The 16,736-nt window shown below is 71.3% G+C and carries 15 protein-coding genes; 5 read left to right on the top strand and 10 right to left on the bottom strand.

The window, feature by feature from the left end:
• Positions 1 to 6: 6 nt before the first annotated feature.
• A complete protein-coding gene (locus ABZX22_RS30470; protein ID WP_354915324.1) occupies positions 7 to 387 on the bottom strand; it encodes a hypothetical protein in 381 nt (126 codons plus the stop codon).
• Positions 388 to 520: 133 nt separating this feature from the next.
• On the opposite strand from ABZX22_RS30470, the gene ABZX22_RS30465 reads away from it, so the two are divergent.
• Positions 521 to 892 carry a hypothetical protein gene (locus tag ABZX22_RS30465; protein ID WP_354915321.1) on the top strand — a complete coding sequence of 124 codons (372 nt, stop codon included), beginning with the start codon at positions 521 to 523 and terminating at the stop codon, positions 890 to 892.
• Positions 893 to 974: 82 nt separating this feature from the next.
• A complete protein-coding gene (locus tag ABZX22_RS30460) occupies positions 975 to 1,646 on the top strand; it encodes a DUF305 domain-containing protein (protein ID WP_354915318.1) in 672 nt (223 codons plus the stop codon).
• 196 nt (positions 1,647 to 1,842) lie between these two features.
• Here the strand turns inward: ABZX22_RS30460 and ABZX22_RS30455 are convergent, their stop codons facing one another.
• From ABZX22_RS30455 to ABZX22_RS30430, 6 genes are all read right to left on the bottom strand, one after another.
• Positions 1,843 to 3,384 carry a multicopper oxidase family protein gene (locus tag ABZX22_RS30455; protein WP_354915315.1) on the bottom strand — a complete coding sequence of 514 codons (1,542 nt, stop codon included), beginning with the start codon at positions 3,382 to 3,384 and terminating at the stop codon, positions 1,843 to 1,845.
• 81 nt (positions 3,385 to 3,465) lie between these two features.
• Positions 3,466 to 4,008 (bottom strand): hypothetical protein, encoded by a 543-nt coding sequence (locus ABZX22_RS30450; RefSeq protein WP_354915573.1) that lies wholly within the window; start codon positions 4,006 to 4,008, stop codon positions 3,466 to 3,468.
• Positions 4,009 to 4,068: 60 nt separating this feature from the next.
• Positions 4,069 to 4,503 carry a cupredoxin domain-containing protein gene (locus ABZX22_RS30445; RefSeq protein WP_354915312.1) on the bottom strand — a complete coding sequence of 145 codons (435 nt, stop codon included), beginning with the start codon at positions 4,501 to 4,503 and terminating at the stop codon, positions 4,069 to 4,071.
• Between the two features lie 246 nt (positions 4,504 to 4,749).
• On the bottom strand, positions 4,750 to 7,128 hold the full coding sequence (locus tag ABZX22_RS30440) for a heavy metal translocating P-type ATPase (RefSeq protein ID WP_354915309.1): 2,379 nt from the start codon (positions 7,126 to 7,128) through the stop codon (positions 4,750 to 4,752).
• A 103-nt stretch (positions 7,129 to 7,231) separates the two neighbouring features.
• Positions 7,232 to 7,660: a TIGR03618 family F420-dependent PPOX class oxidoreductase gene (locus ABZX22_RS30435; RefSeq protein WP_354915306.1), complete on the bottom strand. Its 429-nt coding sequence runs from the start codon at positions 7,658 to 7,660 to the stop codon at positions 7,232 to 7,234.
• A 107-nt stretch (positions 7,661 to 7,767) separates the two neighbouring features.
• A complete protein-coding gene (locus ABZX22_RS30430) occupies positions 7,768 to 8,790 on the bottom strand; it encodes an acyl-CoA desaturase (protein ID WP_354915303.1) in 1,023 nt (340 codons plus the stop codon).
• 292 nt (positions 8,791 to 9,082) lie between these two features.
• On the opposite strand from ABZX22_RS30430, the gene ABZX22_RS30425 reads away from it, so the two are divergent.
• Complete coding sequence (locus ABZX22_RS30425) at positions 9,083 to 9,760, top strand: response regulator transcription factor (protein WP_354915300.1); 678 nt, start codon at positions 9,083 to 9,085, stop codon at positions 9,758 to 9,760.
• A gap of 166 nt (positions 9,761 to 9,926) precedes the next feature.
• On the opposite strand, the gene ABZX22_RS30420 is transcribed toward ABZX22_RS30425, so the two are convergent.
• The 3 genes from ABZX22_RS30420 to ABZX22_RS30410 form a co-directional block, all read right to left on the bottom strand.
• Complete coding sequence (locus ABZX22_RS30420; RefSeq protein ID WP_354915297.1) at positions 9,927 to 10,286, bottom strand: hypothetical protein; 360 nt, start codon at positions 10,284 to 10,286, stop codon at positions 9,927 to 9,929.
• 180 nt (positions 10,287 to 10,466) lie between these two features.
• Entirely contained in the window at positions 10,467 to 11,492 is a 1,026-nt protein-coding gene (locus ABZX22_RS30415) for an alcohol dehydrogenase catalytic domain-containing protein (RefSeq protein ID WP_354915294.1), read from the bottom strand.
• Between the two features lie 421 nt (positions 11,493 to 11,913).
• Positions 11,914 to 12,798, bottom strand: coding sequence for an RNA polymerase sigma-70 factor (locus ABZX22_RS30410; protein WP_354915291.1), 885 nt, complete (start codon positions 12,796 to 12,798; stop codon positions 11,914 to 11,916).
• A 194-nt stretch (positions 12,799 to 12,992) separates the two neighbouring features.
• Here ABZX22_RS30410 and ABZX22_RS30405 point away from each other — a divergent pair, with 194 nt between their 5' ends.
• Positions 12,993 to 13,445: a BBE domain-containing protein gene (locus ABZX22_RS30405; protein WP_354915288.1), complete on the top strand. Its 453-nt coding sequence runs from the start codon at positions 12,993 to 12,995 to the stop codon at positions 13,443 to 13,445.
• Positions 13,446 to 13,768: 323 nt separating this feature from the next.
• Positions 13,769 to 16,675, top strand: a complete 2,907-nt coding sequence (locus tag ABZX22_RS30400; protein ID WP_354915285.1) for a YbhB/YbcL family Raf kinase inhibitor-like protein — start codon at positions 13,769 to 13,771, stop codon at positions 16,673 to 16,675.
• The last annotated feature ends 61 nt before the right edge of the window (positions 16,676 to 16,736 follow it).

Genomic DNA, 16,736 nt, shown 5'->3' with positions numbered 1-16,736 from the left:
TGCCTGCTACACCCGTGTCACGCACACCATGGTGAGGATGGCGACCCCGCTCGGCTTGGCGGCGTCGGCCGGCCGGTCCGGCCGTGACGGGGGCCGCTCCGTCAGTTCCTCGGCGGCCACCCGCGCGCCGGCCGGTACGGCGAGGCCGGACCCTGGGCTCGGCTGGGTGGCCGGCATGTCGCAGCTCTCGGCGTGTTCACGGCCGCCTGGAGCATGGTGGTGCGAGTGAGAGGTGGTGGCGCCCGCCGCGTGAACGTCGGCGGCGGCGTGGTGACCGTGCGGGCCGAAGGCGCACATCAGGAGGTGGAGCACGACGGTGACCGCCAGCAGCCCGAGCACGATGGAAGCTCGGCGAGCTGGCGTCCGTGGCGCGCGGCTCCAGGTCACGCTGACGACGCTAGCTCACTGAACGTATGCATTGCTTCTACACTGAGTTAACGAGATGTGCGAGTCGCGACGCCGTCCTTTCCGGAGTCCGCGATCTACTACAGTGGATAGGACGTGTGATCGGGGGAGTGCTGTGATCAAGGGGGCGGGCGCGAGGCTGCCGCGCTGGCTCGTCGTGGTCGCGCTCGCCTTCGGCGTCGCCTGCATGCACTCGCTGGGCCACGTGAGCGCCGATCACGCGATCTCCGAGCACGCGATGCCGCACCACGGGCAGACGCCCCAGGCGGTGCCGCAGGGCGGTGACACACCCGGGCTCGACCCGACGGCGGTGTGCCTGGCCGTCATGACGCCCTTCCTGGTGCTGTGGCTGATCGCCGCGAAGGGGAGCGCCGGACGGCGCCTCCTCGTCGTGCCGGTCTCCCTCCCGGGCCCGCACCGGTTGGCCAGGCCGCCACCCAGGAAGACGGCGGTGCGCCTGGCCGAGCTCTCGGTTCTCCGCGTATAGGCCGGCCACTTCCGCGGACAGCCGGACCGGCTCTGTCCGCGGCACGGTCCAACGCATCGGAGATCGAGAGAAGGCAAGCAGTATGGACGACAACCGATCCGCAATCCGCAGGCTCGCGCTGACCGCGGTCGCGGGAGCGGCATCCCTGGCGGTGCTGACGGCGTGCGGCGGCGGCGCGACGGCCGGGCACGGCATGAGCGCCACCGGTGCCCCCGCCGTGACGACGACCGGTGCCGGGCCCGGCATGAGCGCCACCGGCAGCCCTGCCGTGACGCCGACCGGCGCCCAGCCTGGCGCCGGCTTCAACGACGCGGACGTGATGTTCGCGCAGATGATGATTCCGCACCACCAGCAGGCGGTCGAGATGGCCGAGCTGGCCGGGACCCGCGCGTCCGGGGCGGAGGTCAAGGACCTGGCCGTGAAGATCAAGGCCGCGCAGGACCCCGAGATCCGGACCCTGCGGGGCTGGCTGAAGGACTGGGGCAAGCCCGAGTCGGCCGGGCACATGGCGGGTCACGGCATGTCGGGGATGATGAGCGAGGACGACCTGAAGAAGCTCGAGGCGGCCAAGGGCGCGGCCTTCGACCGGCTGTTCGCCCAGCAGATGATCGCCCATCACAACGGGGCCATCGAGATGGCCAGGACCGAGCAGGCCCAGGGGTCCAGTCCTGCGGCCAAGGAGCTCGCCAAGACGATCGAGACGACGCAGCAGGCCGAGGTCGCCCAGCTGCAGCAGATCCTCGATCGGCTCTGAGCGGGTCAGCGGCGGCGTCGGGGCGAACCGACGCCGCCGCTGAACGGCCGATCGTCCGGGACCCGGTCGCCGGCGACAGCGGCGGCGTGGGGCGAGCCCCGCTGCCGCCCCCGAACGGCCGATCGCCCGAGGCCCGGCCCTACCGGGACGCGGGCGATCGGGGCCTGCGCCCGTCACGGGGCGCAGGCATGGCCGGTTACCGCAGGTAGCCGAGGAGCGTCATCATGCCGGACTCGGCGTGGTAGACGTTGTGGCAGTGGATCATCCACAGCCCCGGGTTGTCGGCGTCGAAGTCGACGTCCAGCGTGCCGTTCGGCATGACGATCGCGGTGTCCTTGCGGATGCCTCCCCGGGCCAGCGCGAACGTGTGGCCGTGCAGGTGCATCGGGTGCCACATCGTGGTGCGGTTCACGAACGACAGGCGGACCCGCTCCCCGGAGCGCACCGCGGAAACGATCGCCGGGTCGTACTTCCTGCCGTTGATCCCCCAGTCGTAGGCCATCATGCCGCCGGTGAGCTCCAGCTCGACGGTGCGGTCGGGCTTCCTGGGCGCGAGCCGTACGGCCTCGCCGGGGCGGAGCTCGGCGTAGCGCACCACCTCGCCCTCGAGTTCGCGTGGGCGCAGGTCCGGCTCGGGCGCCGCGGGGGTGCGGCTGGTGCGGATCAGCCCGCGCGCCACGGCGTCCTTCCCTTCCGCGAGGGCGACCAGCGGGAACACACCGTCCTTGAGGGTGACCAGCACGTCGTAGCGCTCGCCCATGCCCAGCAGCAGGGCGTCCGTCTCGGCCGGCCGGACGGCGAAGCCGTCGGTGTGCGTGACGGTCATGCGGTGCCCGGCCAGGGCCACGCGGAAGGCGGTGTCACCGCCCGCGTTGATGATCCGCAGGCGCAGCCGGGTGCCCGGCCTGGCGCGGAAGGTCTCCGGCGCGGTGGCGATCCGGCCGTTGAGCAGGAAGTGCGGGTAGCGCACGTCGCCCGCGTCCCCGCCAAGAAGCGCGCTGGTCGCGCCCATCAGCATGTGCGTGGCCGTCCCCGGCCGGGGCGGGGTCGTGCCATGGTCCATGCCCGGCATCCGCTCAGGCGTGGCGGTCGCCGTACCCCCGCCGTGATCCATGCCCATGCCGCCGGACAACGCGGCGAGCACCTCGTCCGGGGTGCCGGTGATCCCGTCGAGCCAGTCGTCGAGGACCACGATCCATTCGTCGTCGTAACCCAGCGGCTCGTCCGGGTCCTCCACGATCAGCGGGGCGTACAACCCGCGGTCGAGCTGGGTCCCGGTGTGCGGATGGAACCAATAGGTGCCCGGATCGGGAGCGGCGAACTCGTAGGTGTACGCGGTGCCGGCGGTGACGGGCCGCTGGGTGACGGCGGGCACGCCGTCGGCGTCGTTGCGGAGGGCCAGACCGTGCCAGTGGACGCTGGTGTCGGTGGGCAGGTCGTTGGACAGGCGGGCGCGGACCACCTCGCCGGCCTTGACCCGCATCGGGGTGCCGGGGATCCGGCCGTCGTAGGCCCAGGTCCGCGCGATCAAGCCGCCCAGGTCCACCTCGGCGGGGGCGGCCGTCAAGCGGAAGTCGCGCACCGCTCCCGTACGGCGGGCCCGCTCGGCGGCGCGGACCTGTTCGCTGGTCGGGCTGAGGAACGGGGACGAGGGGGTCTGGGCGCACGCGGTGAGGGCGGCGCCGCCCAGCAGGCCGAGACCGGTTCTGAGCAGGGTACGCCGGCTGATGTGGTGCATGATCGATGCCTCGCTGAAGGTCGTGCTGACGGATGGGCGGGACCGGACCGGGCGTGGAGCCGCCGCGGTCCGGGTCTCCACTCAGGTCCGCAGCACGACCGTGCGCGTCAGGGTGAGCGACAGGGGAGGCGTCCCCGCAAGCGCGGGCGGTGCTCGCCGTCCGGCGCCTGGTCGGAGCCACGCGTCGAACGGGTCGGCCAGCCGCATCCGCAGCGGGGCCAGGGCCAGCAGCGCGGCGATGATCGCCAGGCAGATCGACACGGTGCCGGGTGCCCCGCCCGGTGCGTGGCCGGGATCGGCGTCCGCACGGCCAGGATCGGCGTCCGCACGGCCGGGATCGGCATCCGGGTGGCCGGGATTCGCCTGTGGGTGGCCGGGACCCGCATCCGGGTGGCTGGAATCGACGTCTGGACGGCCGGGGTCGGCCTGTGGGCGGATGGGTCCGGCGTCCGGCCTGGTGGGGTGAGCGCCTTCCGGGTGGAGCGCGCCCGTCGTCGCGTGGGGTGTGGCTTCGTGCCGGTTGTCGAGGTGCCCGAAGGTGTGCATCGCGGCCACACCCACCACGAGGAACACAAGGAGCAGAAGGCGCGACAGCGCGCCGGTCAGCGATGCCTCCCGCTCCATTCCCACGGTCGCATGCTACCGGTATCTCCTATGTAGCGTCGTAGAAAGGTGGTCCGCCGCTCAGGTCACGGTGAGGGTGGTCTGCATGCCCTGCGCCCGGTGATTGCCGATCGGGCACCACACCGCGTACCGGCCGCGCTGGAGGGTGACGGTGAACCGGCCCTTCTGGCCGGGTTCGACGGTCTTCGACTGCTGCCCCTTCTTCATGCCCGGCCCTATGATCGCCATCGCGTGGGGTGCCTTGCCCGCGTTGTCCAGCACGAAGGTGTAGGTGCCGGCGGGCAGGGTGTTCCTGGCGAAGGCGAAGGAGAACTCCTTCATCGTCACCTCCACCAGGGAATTCTTGGGGGCGGCGGATGGCGCCGCGGTCGCGGTGGCGGGACCGGGCGCCGCGGACGCGGCCTGGAGACCGCCGGCGCCAGCGAAGCCCGTGACGGCGAGCAGGACGACCGCCGCTCCGGCTCCGGCCAGTGGAAGCTTGTTGATCGCACGCATCGAGTGATCTCCTCCCTGCGGTCGCGACGCCCGGCGTGGAGGCTGTCGGGCGCGGCCGTTCCGGATCGGCGGCAGGGCCGCCTCTGCCGAACACGTACTACCAGCCATAGTGAATTCTGCCCGGATGTCGGCCGGCTATCCTTCGCGCCGCGTCTTTGCCGTCACCCGCCGCCCGGCCGTCACCCGTCGCCCGGCCGTCGGGCGTCCGGCGGTCGGGCGTCCGGGCGGTGGCTCAGGGCCGCGGGGTCATCGAGGCGGCCCGGGGAGGCGGAGCCGCTTCAGGGCGAGCGCGTTGAGCGCGACGATGACGCTGGACCCGGACATCGACAGGGCGGCGATCTCCGGACGGAGCACCAGGCCGAAGGCAGGTTCGAAGACGCCCGCCGCGATCGGCAGCGCGATCGCGTTGTAGCCGACCGCCCAGCCCAGGTTCTGCCGCATCTTGCGCAGCGTGCCGCGGCCGATGGTCAGGGCGGTGGGGACGTCCAGCGGATCGGAACGCATGAGCACCACGTCGGCGGTCTCGATCGCCACATCCGTGCCCGCGCCGATGGCGATGCCGAGGTCGGCCCTGGCCAGCGCGGGGGCGTCGTTCACCCCGTCGCCCACCATGGCGACCTTCCGGCCGCCGGCCTGCAGCTCGGCGATCCTGGCCGCCTTGTCACCCGGCAGCACCTCCGCGATCACCGTGTCGATTCCCAGCCGCTCGGCGATCCGCCGCGCCGTGGCCTCGTTGTCGCCCGTCAGCATGATGACCTCGACGCCTGCCTCGTGCAGGGCCGCCACCGCCGCCGCGGACGTCTCGCGCGGCGCGTCGGCGATGCCGAACAGCCCGGCGGCCCGACCGTCCACCGCGGCGATCACGGCCGTGCGCCCGCCGGCGGCCAGCTCCTCGCGGCGGCCGGCCAGCTCGCCCAGCTCGATGCCTTCGGCCGCCATCAGCCTGCGGTTGCCCACCACGACGCGGCTTCCGTCCACGACGGCGATCGCGCCATGGCCTGGGACGTTCTCGAACGTGACCGCACGCGCGGAGTCGACTCCCCGCCCGTCGGCCTCCCGGACGATGGCCTCGGCCAGCGGATGCTCGGACTCACGCTCGACGGCGGCGACCAGGCGCAGCAGCCGGTCCTCGCCGATGCCCTCGGTGATCACGTCGGTGACCTCGGGCTCGCCCTTGGTCAGCGTCCCGGTCTTGTCCATGACGACCGCCTGGATGCGGGCGGCGCTCTCCAGCGCCATCGCGTTCTTGAACAGCACGCCACGCTTGGCGCCCAGTCCCGTACCGACCATGATCGCGGTGGGTGTGGCCAGGCCGAGGGCGTCCGGGCAGGTGACGACCACCACGGTGATGGCGAAGAGCACCGCCGTACTGAGGCCCGCCCCCGCCGCCAGCCAGGCGGCGAAGGTCAGGGCACCGCCGACGAGAGCGACGAGCACCAGCCAGAACGCCGCCCGGTCGGCCAGCCGCTGACCGGGCGCCTTGGAGTTCTGCGCCTGCTGGACCAGCTTGACGATCTGGGCGAGCGCGGTGTCGGCTCCCACCTTGGTGGCCCGCACGCGCAGGGTGCCGTTCCTGTTGATGGTCGCCCCGATGACGGTCGAGCCGGCGGTCTTGTGCACCGGCAGGCTCTCGCCGGTGACCATGGATTCGTCCACGTCGCTCTCGCCGTCCTCGGCCACTCCGTCGACGGGGATCTTGGCGCCGGGCCGTACCAGCAGGAGATCGCCCGTGACCACCTCGGCCGTGGGCACCTCGACCGGCTCGCCGTCGCGGACGACGAGCGCCTTGGGCGGCGCCAGGTCGAGCAGGGCCCGGATGGCGTCGTTGGCCCCGCCTCTGGCGCGCATCTCGAACCAGTGGCCGAGCAGCACGAAGGCGGCGAGCACGGTGGCCGCCTCGTAGAACACCTCGCCGCCGCCGGTGAAGGTGACGATGACCGAGTACAGCCAGCCCGCCCCGATGGCCACCGCCACCAGCACCATCATGTCGAGCGTGCGGGCGCGCAGAGCCCGCACCGCGCCCTCGAAGAAGATCCACGACGAGTAGAAGATCACCGGCAGGCTGAGCAGCAGCGCCCACACGTCCTCGCGCAGCCCGAACGGAACCGGCACGCGCAGGCCGAACACCTCGCGCCCGATCGGCGACCAGATCAGGATCGGTACCGACAGCGCGGCCGCCACCAGGAACCGGTTGCGCATGTCGGCGACCATCGCCTCCATCGACAGGCCGGCGTCACCGTCGTGCCCCGTCATGTCGTGCGGCGACGGCTCACCCTCGTGGCCCGCACCCGCCGCCTTCTCCCGTACGGCGGTCGCGGCGCCGTGGCGCGCGTGCTCATCTCCCGGCGGGTCGGGCTCCAGCATCGGATCGCAGATGTGGGCCGGCACGGACTGCCCGGCGCAGTGATAGCCGCACTCCCGCACCCACCGGCGCAGGTCGGCCACCGACGTGGCCCTGGGGTCGAACACCACGGTGGCCGTCTGCGCCACCGGATTGACCTCGACGTCCAGCACCCCGGGGCGGCGGCTCAGGACCGCGTGCACGACGCTCTGTTCCGAGGCCCACCGCAGCCCGCTCACGTCGAGGATCGCGGTGCTGCGGTCCTTGAGCTCTCCGATCGACACGTCCGCCTCCGTCCGTCCGGCGGCGCCGCGCCCCACGGCGCCTGTCCCGTTAACTACTATGCAAAATAGTTAGACGTGGCGCACGCGAGGGTCGGCGCCGGCGTCAGGAAAGGTCCAGGGCCGTGCCGTACAGGCGGGAAAGCTTGATTTTGATCACCACGCGCCGCTCGAGCGCCTGCTGCTCCAGGAAAGCCGCCGGATCGGTCACCTCTCCGGCGAACGCCAGCAGTTCCTCGGGACTGTCCAGCACCTCGGCCTCCCCCTCGGCCACCGCGAACGACCACACGTCGGGGCCACTGACATGGAGGGCGACATGCGGGTCGTTACGGACCTGCCGCGCCTTCAGCCGGTCGGCCGTGGTGGAGATCCGGATGACGCGCTCGGCGGGGCTCCAGCGGTACAGGACGGTCGACATGGCCGGGTGGCCGCTGCGCTTCACCGTCGCCAGCACCCCGAACTGCTGCTCCTGCAGGAGTGACTCCAGTTCCTCGGGGGTCAGGCGGCGCGGGGCGGGTCCAGTCTGCTCACTCATGGGCCCTTCCTATCAGCCGAACCCGCGCACCCTGGCGCCCCGCCGCCTCACGCGGGATCGGCGGCCCCTCGACCAGCGGCCTTCGCCCTGGCGGGCGGCCCCGGGCGCTACACGGCGCGGATCGGCGCGCCCACCGTGTGCAGGTGGCGGAGCATCAGCCGGTAGGACTCCAGCAACCCCGTCTCGCAGTAGGGGAGTCCGATCTCGGCGCAGTACTCCCGCACGATGACCTGGGCCTTCCCCAGGTGCGGCGTGGGCATGTTCGGGAACAGGTGATGCTCGATCTGGTAGTTCAAGCCGCCCATGGCGGTGTCGATGAACCAGCCGCCGCGAACGCCGCGGGTGGTCAGTACCTGGCGGCGCAGGTAGTCCAGCTCCTCCCCAGGCTTGAGGGTGGGCATGCCCTTGTGCCCAGGCGCGAACACCGACCCCATGTAGAGACCCCACAGACCCTGGTGCACCACGAGGAAGACCAGCGCCTTGCCGGGGGAGAGCACCAGGAAGAGCGCGGCCAGGTAGGCGATCACGTGCGCGGCCAGCAGGGTGCCCTCGACGGGGCGGTGCTTGACGGCCGGGTTGCGCAGTGAGCGGAAGCCCGACACGTGCAGGTTCAGGCCTTCGAGCAGGAGCAGCGGGTAGAACAGCGCCGCCTGACGACGTCCGATGAACCTGGACAGGCCGCTGCTGGCCCGGGCCTGGTCGGTGGACCAGACCAGGATGTCCGGCGCGACGTCCGGATCCAGCTCCTCGTGGTTGGGGTTGGCGTGGTGGCGGGTGTGCTTGTCCATCCACCAGCCGTAGCCCATCCCGATCATGAGATTGCCGGCGATCCACCCGCTGATCCTGGTCGGGCGCATGGTGCGAAAGACCTGGCGGTGGGCGATGTCGTGGCCGAGGAGCGCCACCTGGGCGAACATGATCGCGAAGAAGGCGGCGACGAGCACCTGCCACCAGGAGTCGCCCAGGGCGAAGAAGGCGGCCAGCCCGGCCAGGTAGAGTCCTGCGACCAGCGCGATCCTGCGGGCATAGTAGCCGGGCCGGCGCCCTAGCAGCCCGGCCGCGGTGACGCGCTTGAGGAGCCGGGCGTAGTCGCTGCCGGTCTGGGGCCGGACACTCTGAACGTTGGACATGCCGAGGAGTCTGGCCAGGATCCCTCCTGGCCGGGATCATGACTGCACCCGTCTCGATGGGAGGGTAAGCCCTACCATCGGAGTACGGTTGCCCACCGGTCGACCGGTCGCGGACCGTCGGGTACATGACCGCTCCTCGCTGCGGTGGGCCGGATGCCGGGCGGGTCCGCTGTTCGGCGGACCCGGCAGACCGGCAGGGTCCGCCATCCGGCGGAGTCGGCCGATGCCGCGGATGGTTACGATCGGTGGCCATGACGATGACCCGGCTGCCGGACGTCCGAGGAGCGACATCATGACGATCTCGGTAGCACTCGTCGACGACGAGGTGATGGTCCGCGTGGGCCTGCGCATGGTGCTGAGCGGCGAGCCGGACATCGAGGTCGTCGGCGAGGCCTCCGACGGTGTCGAGGCTCTCGACCTGGTCGCGCGCACCCGGCCGGACGTCGTGCTGATGGACGTGCGCATGTCCAGGATGGACGGGCTGGAGGCGTCACGGCGGCTCGTACGGGATCACCCGGACAGCAAGGTCATCGTGCTCACCACGTTCGACGAGGACGAGCACGTCGCCGCCGCCCTGCGCGCCGGGGTCAGCGGCTTCCTGCTCAAGATCGCCCCGCCCGAGCAACTGGTCGAGGCGGTCCGGACGGTCGCGGCCGGCGGGGGACTGCTGCACCCGGCGGTGACCCTGCGGGTGATCGCCGCGTTCGCCGGTCAGCCGGAGCCCACCCGCACGACGAGCCGGACAGCCGAGCTGGACTCGCTCACCAGCCGGGAGACGGACGTGCTGAGGATGCTGGCACAGGGCCTGACGAACACCCAGATCGCGGCCCGGCTGTACCTGGGCGAGGCGACGGTCAAAACCCACCTGTCCCGGATCCTCATGAAGCTCAACCTGACCACCCGCGTCCAGGCGGTGGTCTTCGCCTACGAAAGCGGCCTCGTCCGCCCCGGAGAACACGACCGTCCCTAGCCGGATGTCGCCGGCCTGTGTCCTCCTGGTCGAGGTGTCGGAGGTGGCTGTGCCCGTCGCCGGGCGGTGGGCGACAGCACTGCCGGTGCGAGGTGGGAGAGCGCGGGACTCGACATCGTGGGACAGCAGGACGCTGTCCCACCTCGCCATGAGCCGGCGCTGCCGGTCAAGGCTTCAAGGCGTAGCACTCGACCTCGGCGCGGCGGAAGGGGAGACCCTTCGCGACCGAGTCCTTCACGCACGCGCGTTCGGAGGGGCTCAGTCTCAGCTCGCCGCACACGCTCACCCCGGAATACGTGCGGCAGTCCAGCGTCGGGTCGGCTCGCCCGATGCGATAGGTCCGCCTGACCTCCGAGCGGCACTCGGCCCGCGCATCCGGCGTGTCCGCGTACCGGCACTGATTGATCAGGATCTCGTACTGCTGCTCGCTCACCTCATGCACGGGGCCGATCCCGCCCTGGGCTGAGCCCGCGGACAGGCCGAGGACGGCCACCACCCCGAGCCCGGCGACGACGATTCTGTTCATGATTCCCCCTACAGCGATCCCACCAGGCATCCTTCGGGATGCCGTCGGTCGAGCAGGCAGAGCTGGTTGTCCTCGGGATCGGCCGGCGCGACGAAGCCCTCGTCGCCGGCCCGGACCGGTGGGCCGCCACGGGAAGGGCCGGGCGTCCCGCACACGAGATATGTCCCGCACACGAGATATTCAGTTACCGGTGGTCAGGACCATGCGGAAGCGGGCCTGACCGGACATCATCTTCTGGACAGCCGCACCGGCCTCCTCCAGCGGGACCTCCTCGGTCCAGGCCCGGACGCCGCTCTGGGCCGCGAACCTCATGGTGTCCTGGGTGTCGACCGCGATGCCCGAAGCGTGGCCGTACACCCGCCTGGCCCCGCTGACGAGCTGCAGGGGCGTGATGTCCAGCGGCTCCATGTCGACGCCGACGATGATGAGCTCACCACGGCGCCCCATCCCGTCGACCGTCGCGGACATCGCCGCGGCGCTGGTCACCGTCGCCAGCACCACCTTGGCTCCCCCGTACGCCTGCAGCGCGTCGGCGGTCTGCTCGGTGGCGCTGTCGATGTAGCGGGACACGCCGAGCTTGTGAGCCAGCGACGCCTTGTCGGGACCGCGGGCCATCGCGACGGTGTTGAAGCCCATCCTCGCGGCGAACTGCACGCCCAGGTGCCCAAGCCCGCCCAGGCCGAGGACCGCGACGGTGTCGCCGGGACGCGCGCTGCTGCGGCGCAGCGCGTTGTACACGGTCACGCCGGCGCAGGCCAGGGGCGCGGCCTCCACCGCCGTCAGCTCGTCCGGGACTGCGGCCAGGGCGACGGCCGGCACCACGACCGAGTCGGCGAACCCTCCGGCGTACGCGGCACCCGGCACCTGGAGCTCGGGGCACAGGACGCCGTCGCCCTCCCTGCAGGCGTCGCAGTGGCCGCAGCTGCCTCCGTACCAGCCGACCGCCACCCGGTCACCGACGGACCAGCCGGTGACGTCGCCGCCGACCGCGTCGATACGTCCGGCGATCTCGTGTCCTGGCGTGACCGGGAAGGTGGTGCCCGGGAGGTGTCCGCCGGTGATCAACGCGTCGGAGTGGCACACCCCGCACGCCTCGACGGTGATCCGCACCTGGCCCGGGCCCGGCTCCCGGGTATCCACCAGGACCAGGGACATCTCCCCGCCGGGCTCGGCGACCTGCATGGAACGGTGTGTGGTCGCAGCCATGCCGGCTCCTTTCTCTCGAGGCTTCGCCGGCTGTCCTTCGCCGGCAGGAGGAGCACCCGTCACCCTGCCGTTCGCATCGGGCTCACCGAACGGGGCGGAGGAAGGGTGGCTCTGGCGGTCCGGAACCGGGCCGGACACCCGTCGTGCTCCGGTCCCCGCGTGGGGCAGCGCCCCGGCACCTGTGTGCCCGGGAGAAGTCCTCGGCACGGTCCAGGCCGGCGACCGGCCCCACCACGACCTCGAGCTTCATGTCCACGAGCGCGGCTCCTCCCGTCCGGTGCCGGCGGCCTGTGCGTGCCGCCGGGCCTGCTGTCGTGCGGGGGGAGTGCTCCCTTCTACAGTCGCGCCCCTCGCCGCCGAAGTCCAGGCGACCACCCTGCGTCCTTTGCTGTCGACGGTGCGGTCGGGTGGGTCGCCGGGTTCAGCGGTGCAGGGCGGTCTCCCGCTCCATGCGCGACAGCTTCTCGGGATTGCGTACGGCGTAGAGCCCGGTGATGAGGCCGTCGTCGATGCGTACCGCCATGACGGTGTCGATCTCGCCGTCGCGCCGGAGGACCAGCGCCGGGTAACCGTTGACTTGTGCCGGCCGCAGCGACGCCGCGGGGGTGATCCTGCCCAGCAGGTGGGCCACCCGGTCGGCCCCCACGACGGGCGCCGGCGCGGCCTGCACGACTCCGCCACCGTCGGCCAGGAGGACGACGTCCGGCGCGAGGACGTCGAGCAGTCGTTGTAAATCGCCGGTTTCGATCGCCCGCTGGAACGCCTCGAGCGCCTGGCGGGTCTCGGCCGCGGACACGACCCCGCGCGGCCGGCGCGCGGCGACGTGCGATCGTGCCCGGTGGGCGATCTGGCGGACCGCGGCCGGGCTCTTGCCGACGGCTTCGGCGATCTCGTCGTACTCCAGATCGAACACCTCGCGCAGCACGAACACCGCCCGCTCGGTTGGTGTGAGTGTCTCCAGCACCAGCAGCATCGCCATCGAGACGCTGTCGGCCAGCTCGACGTCCTCGGCCACGTCGGGCGCGGTCAGCAGCGGCTCGGGCAGCCAGGGGCCGACGTAGGACTCCTTGCGCCGGCCGAGCGTACGCAGCCGGCCCAGCGCCTGCCGGGTGGTGATGCGGACCAGGTAGGCACGCTGATCCCGTACGGTGCCGAGGTCGACGCCCGCCCATCGCAACCAGGTCTCCTGCAGGACGTCCTCGGCGTCGGCGGCCGAGCCGAGCAGTTCGTAGGCGACGGTGAACAGCAGGTTGCGGTGGGCGACGAACGCCTCGGTGGCGGAGCGCCGGCTGTCGTCCTGCCTCATGCCCCCGCCGCGGTCTTCGGGCGGGGTCTGCGACGTGCCGTGTGGAAGGAACATCATGAGCTCAGCGCTTGAAACCCTTCGCCGTCACTTCGGTGGCGACATCATCGAACCGGGCGGAGCGGAGTACGAATCGGCTCGTCGCTCGGTGCTGGCTTCGGGCAGTCCGGCCTATAAGACCCTATGCGGACACGCTCGTGGATGGCGCGACCCCGCCGCCTGGCATCCAGTTGCTCACCCGAAGCGCGTTCGTCGACAGGGAATCGGTGCCCGAGGTCCTTCGGATCCTTGCTGAGGTGGGGGCGTCGGAGCGGTCGCCGTTGATCGCCGTTCGCAGCGTCGGCGGGGCGGTGTCCCGGGTTCCCGACGATGCCACCGCCTACGCGCATCGCCGAGCTGAGTTGATGTTCGTGACCACCACCGCGGGTCCGCGGCCGGTCGTCGAGGCCGCTCGTCCTGCTCTGGAAGCCATCTGGGGCAGACTCGCGCCTCACGTCAACGGCGCCTACGCGAACTTCCTCGCCTCCGCCACCGAGAAGGACGTCGCCGCGATCTACCCACCGCAGACCTATGAGCGGCTCGCGGCGGTCAAGCGTCAGTACGACCCCGGCAATCTGTTCGCCGGCAACCACAACGTCCGACCTCGGTAGGCCCGGCGGACGAGTTCGGACCACAAGGAGGAGCCGGCACCCCATCCTCGACGGAACGCACGGCATGCGGGAAGCGGTCGGGCGACCGCCGCCGATCGTCAAGACGCGTCGCAGACGGAACCCCCGGCTGGAGCCGGGGGTTCCGAGGCGCTCCATCGGGGTGCCGCGCCCGGCGTGCGAGCTGCGCGGTGATCGGCCGGTACGCCAGTGGTGGGAGGTCTCCCGGGATGTGTCATCTCGCTTGACAGGCCTCGTCGGGAGTGATCCCATCAATCGCAAGTTAGGAAATATTCTTAACTATCACCCCCCGCTTAGGAGGATCCATGCGATCTCTCTCCCGGGCGCGCGCGTTGGCCGGCGCGCTCGTGGCCGCATTACTGGTGAGCGCGTTGCAGGCGGTGCCCGCCGAGGCCGCGCCCACCCGGTACGAGGCCGAGGACGCGACCGTCTCCCAGGGCGCGGTGGAGTCCAACCACGCGGGCTTCTCCGGCGCCGGCTTCGTCAACGGCGACAACGTGGCGGGCAGCCACGTCGAGTTCACCGTCAACGCCGCCACGGCCGGCCAGGCCACGATCGGCATCCGCTACGCCAACGGCACCACCGCCGACCGGCCCGCCGACATCGCGGTCAACGGCAGCGTGATCTCGGCCGGACACGTCTTCGCCGGCACCGGCGCGTGGACCACGTGGGCCACCGCCACGTTCACCGCGCCCCTCACCGCCGGTACCAACAAGATCCGTGTCACCGCCACCACGGCCAACGGCAACCCGAACCTCGACTTCGCCGACGTCGAGGTGGCCGCGCCGAGCACCGAGCTGCAGGCGGAGAACGCGACCATCTCCCAGGGCGTGGTGGAGTCCAACCACGCCGGCTTCACCGGGACCGGCTTCGTCAACTACGACAACGTGGTCGGCTCCCACGTGGAGTTCACGATCAACGCCGCCACGGCCGGCAACTACGAGGTGAAGTTCCGCTTCGCCAACGGCACCACAGTCGACCGGCCGATGGGCGTCTCGGTCAACGGGGCGGCGGCCACCAACGTCAGCTTCCCCGGCACCGGCGCCTGGACGACGTGGGTGGAGAAGACCGTGACCGTCCCGCTGATCGCCGGCGCCAACAAGCTCCGCGCCGCCGCCACGACGGTGAACGGCGGACCCAACCTGGACCGCATCACCGCCACGGTGCCGCCTGACGGGCAGCCCCCCACCGCGCCGGGCAACCTCAGGGTCGTCGGCGACGTACGGCCGAACGCCGTCGATCTGGCGTGGGACGCCTCGACCGACAACGTGGGCGTCTCCAGCTACGTGATCTACAACGGCGGCAACGTGGTCAAGACCGTCGGCGGCAACCAGACGACCGCCACGGTCACCGGCCTGACGCCCAACACCACCTACGTGCTGAGCGTGCTGGCCTACGACGCCGCCGGCAACGGCTCGCCGGCCAGCGACAACGTGTCGATCACGACGCCGCCGAGCGACGACCACGAGGCACCCGGCGTGCCCGCGAACCTGCGCTCCACGAACGTCAGCGCCACCAGCGTCACCCTGGCGTGGGACGCAGCGACCGACAACGTCGAGGTGACCGGCTACAACGTCTACCGTGGCGGCGTCAAGTTCGCCACCGTGCCCGACCTGACCGCCACCGCGGACGGGCTCACGCAGAACACCGAGTACTCCTTCGCCGTGGAGGCGTTCGACGCCAACGGCAACGTCTCGGCCAGGAGCCCGGCGCTGACGGTGCGGACCTCCACGCAGGCCACCGGCGGCGACCCGCTCTTCGACCGCGACGTCGCCAAGCTCGACCTGCCCTGGGGCGTCGCCTTCCTGCCCGACGGCAGCGCGCTGGTCGCCGAGCGCGACCGCTTCGAGGTCGTCAGGGTGACCGCCACCGGGCAGAAGACCACCGTCGGCAAGGTCACCGAAGCTGTGACCACCGTCGGCGAGGGCGGCCTGCTCGGCCTGGCGCTGTCGCCGACCTTCGCGACCGACCACTACGTCTACGCCTACCACACGGCCGCCAGTGACAACCGGGTCGTGCGCTTCAAGTACGAGAACGGCTCCATCGGCCCGCGCGAGCCGATCGTCACCGGCATCTCCAAGGCCAAGTTCCACAACGGCGGGCGGATCAAGTTCGGTCCGGACGGCATGCTGTACATCACCACCGGAGACGCGCAGACCAGCAGCAGGTCGCAGGACCTGAACTCGCTCAACGGCAAGATCCTGCGCGTGACGCCCACGGGTGCCGGCGCCCCCGGTAACCCGTTCCCGAACGCGCCGCGCGTCTACAGCCTCGGCCACCGCAACCCGCAGGGCATCGCCTGGGACTCGCAGGGCAGGCTGTGGGAGTCGGAGTTCGGCGACGGCACCTGGGACGAGCTCAACCTCATCCAGCCGGGCAAGAACTACGGCTGGCCGACCTGCGAGGGCACCTGCAGCGACACCCGCTACGTCAACCCGGTCAGGGTGTGGAGCGTCTCGTCGGCCTCGCCGAGCGGCCTGGAGATCGTCAACGACTGGATCTACATGGCGGCCGTCCGCGGCCAGCGGCTGTGGGTCATGAAGATCACCGGCAACACCACCGACACCCCGCGCGCCTTCTTCAACGGCCAGTGGGGCAGGCTGCGCACCGTCGTCAAGACTCCCGACGGCGGCCTGTGGCTGACCTCGACCAACAACGACAAGGACGGCGGCACACCCACCGTCATCGACAACGACATCGTCAGGCTGAAGTTCGCCGGCCCGCCGTTCACGCTGACCAGCACGGCCTTCGCGCACAACGGCACCATCCCGGCGAGGTACACCTGCGCGCAGGACGGGGTGTCAGGCAACGACATCTCGCCCGCTCTGGCCTGGGCGAACGGACCGGCCACGGCCAAGAGCTACGCGATCACCTTCATCGACACGGCCAACGGCGGCAAGCACTGGGCGATCTGGGACATCCCGGCGGCCAAGGCCTCGCTGCCGGAGGGACTCGGGCTCGGCTACGACGTGCCCGGCCAGGCTCCGGCCAGGCAGAAGGCGATGAGCAGCGGCAACAAGGCCCTGCAGTACTTCGGGCCGTGCCCGGGCGGCTCCACGCACAAGTACGAGTTCACCCTGTACGCGCTGGACACCGCGACCCTGCCGGGCGTGACGCAGAGCTCGTCGGTGGCCGCGGTCGAGACCGCGATCCTGGCGCACGACCTGGCCGCCACCAAGCTGGCGGGCAACTCCAACGCCGCCACCGGCTGACCCGTTTCCGGGGGCCTGGAGCGCCCAGGCCCCCGGAGACATCGGACGGGACGCGCGCGAT

This window comes from Nonomuraea sp. NPDC003804 (assembly GCF_040610675.1).
Taxonomy (GTDB): Bacteria; Actinomycetota; Actinomycetes; order Streptosporangiales; family Streptosporangiaceae; genus Nonomuraea.
Note: the sequence above shows the minus strand (reverse complement) of the source record. Positions and strands in the feature narration are given on the sequence as shown.

Coding starts and splice junctions, on each gene's coding strand:
- ABZX22_RS30410 (WP_354915291.1), bottom strand. CDS start 12,798: ATGAGGCAGGACGACAGCCGGCGCTCCGCCACCGAGGCGTTCGTCGCC.
- ABZX22_RS30445 (WP_354915312.1), bottom strand. CDS start 4,503: ATGCGTGCGATCAACAAGCTTCCACTGGCCGGAGCCGGAGCGGCGGTC.
- ABZX22_RS30450 (WP_354915573.1), bottom strand. CDS start 4,008: ATGGAGCGGGAGGCATCGCTGACCGGCGCGCTGTCGCGCCTTCTGCTC.
- ABZX22_RS30460 (WP_354915318.1), top strand. CDS start 975: ATGGACGACAACCGATCCGCAATCCGCAGGCTCGCGCTGACCGCGGTC.
- ABZX22_RS30455 (WP_354915315.1), bottom strand. CDS start 3,384: ATGCACCACATCAGCCGGCGTACCCTGCTCAGAACCGGTCTCGGCCTG.
- ABZX22_RS30415 (WP_354915294.1), bottom strand. CDS start 11,492: ATGGCTGCGACCACACACCGTTCCATGCAGGTCGCCGAGCCCGGCGGG.
- ABZX22_RS30420 (WP_354915297.1), bottom strand. CDS start 10,286: ATGAACAGAATCGTCGTCGCCGGGCTCGGGGTGGTGGCCGTCCTCGGC.
- ABZX22_RS30430 (WP_354915303.1), bottom strand. CDS start 8,790: ATGTCCAACGTTCAGAGTGTCCGGCCCCAGACCGGCAGCGACTACGCC.
- ABZX22_RS30425 (WP_354915300.1), top strand. CDS start 9,083: ATGACGATCTCGGTAGCACTCGTCGACGACGAGGTGATGGTCCGCGTG.
- ABZX22_RS30435 (WP_354915306.1), bottom strand. CDS start 7,660: ATGAGTGAGCAGACTGGACCCGCCCCGCGCCGCCTGACCCCCGAGGAA.
- ABZX22_RS30400 (WP_354915285.1), top strand. CDS start 13,769: ATGCGATCTCTCTCCCGGGCGCGCGCGTTGGCCGGCGCGCTCGTGGCC.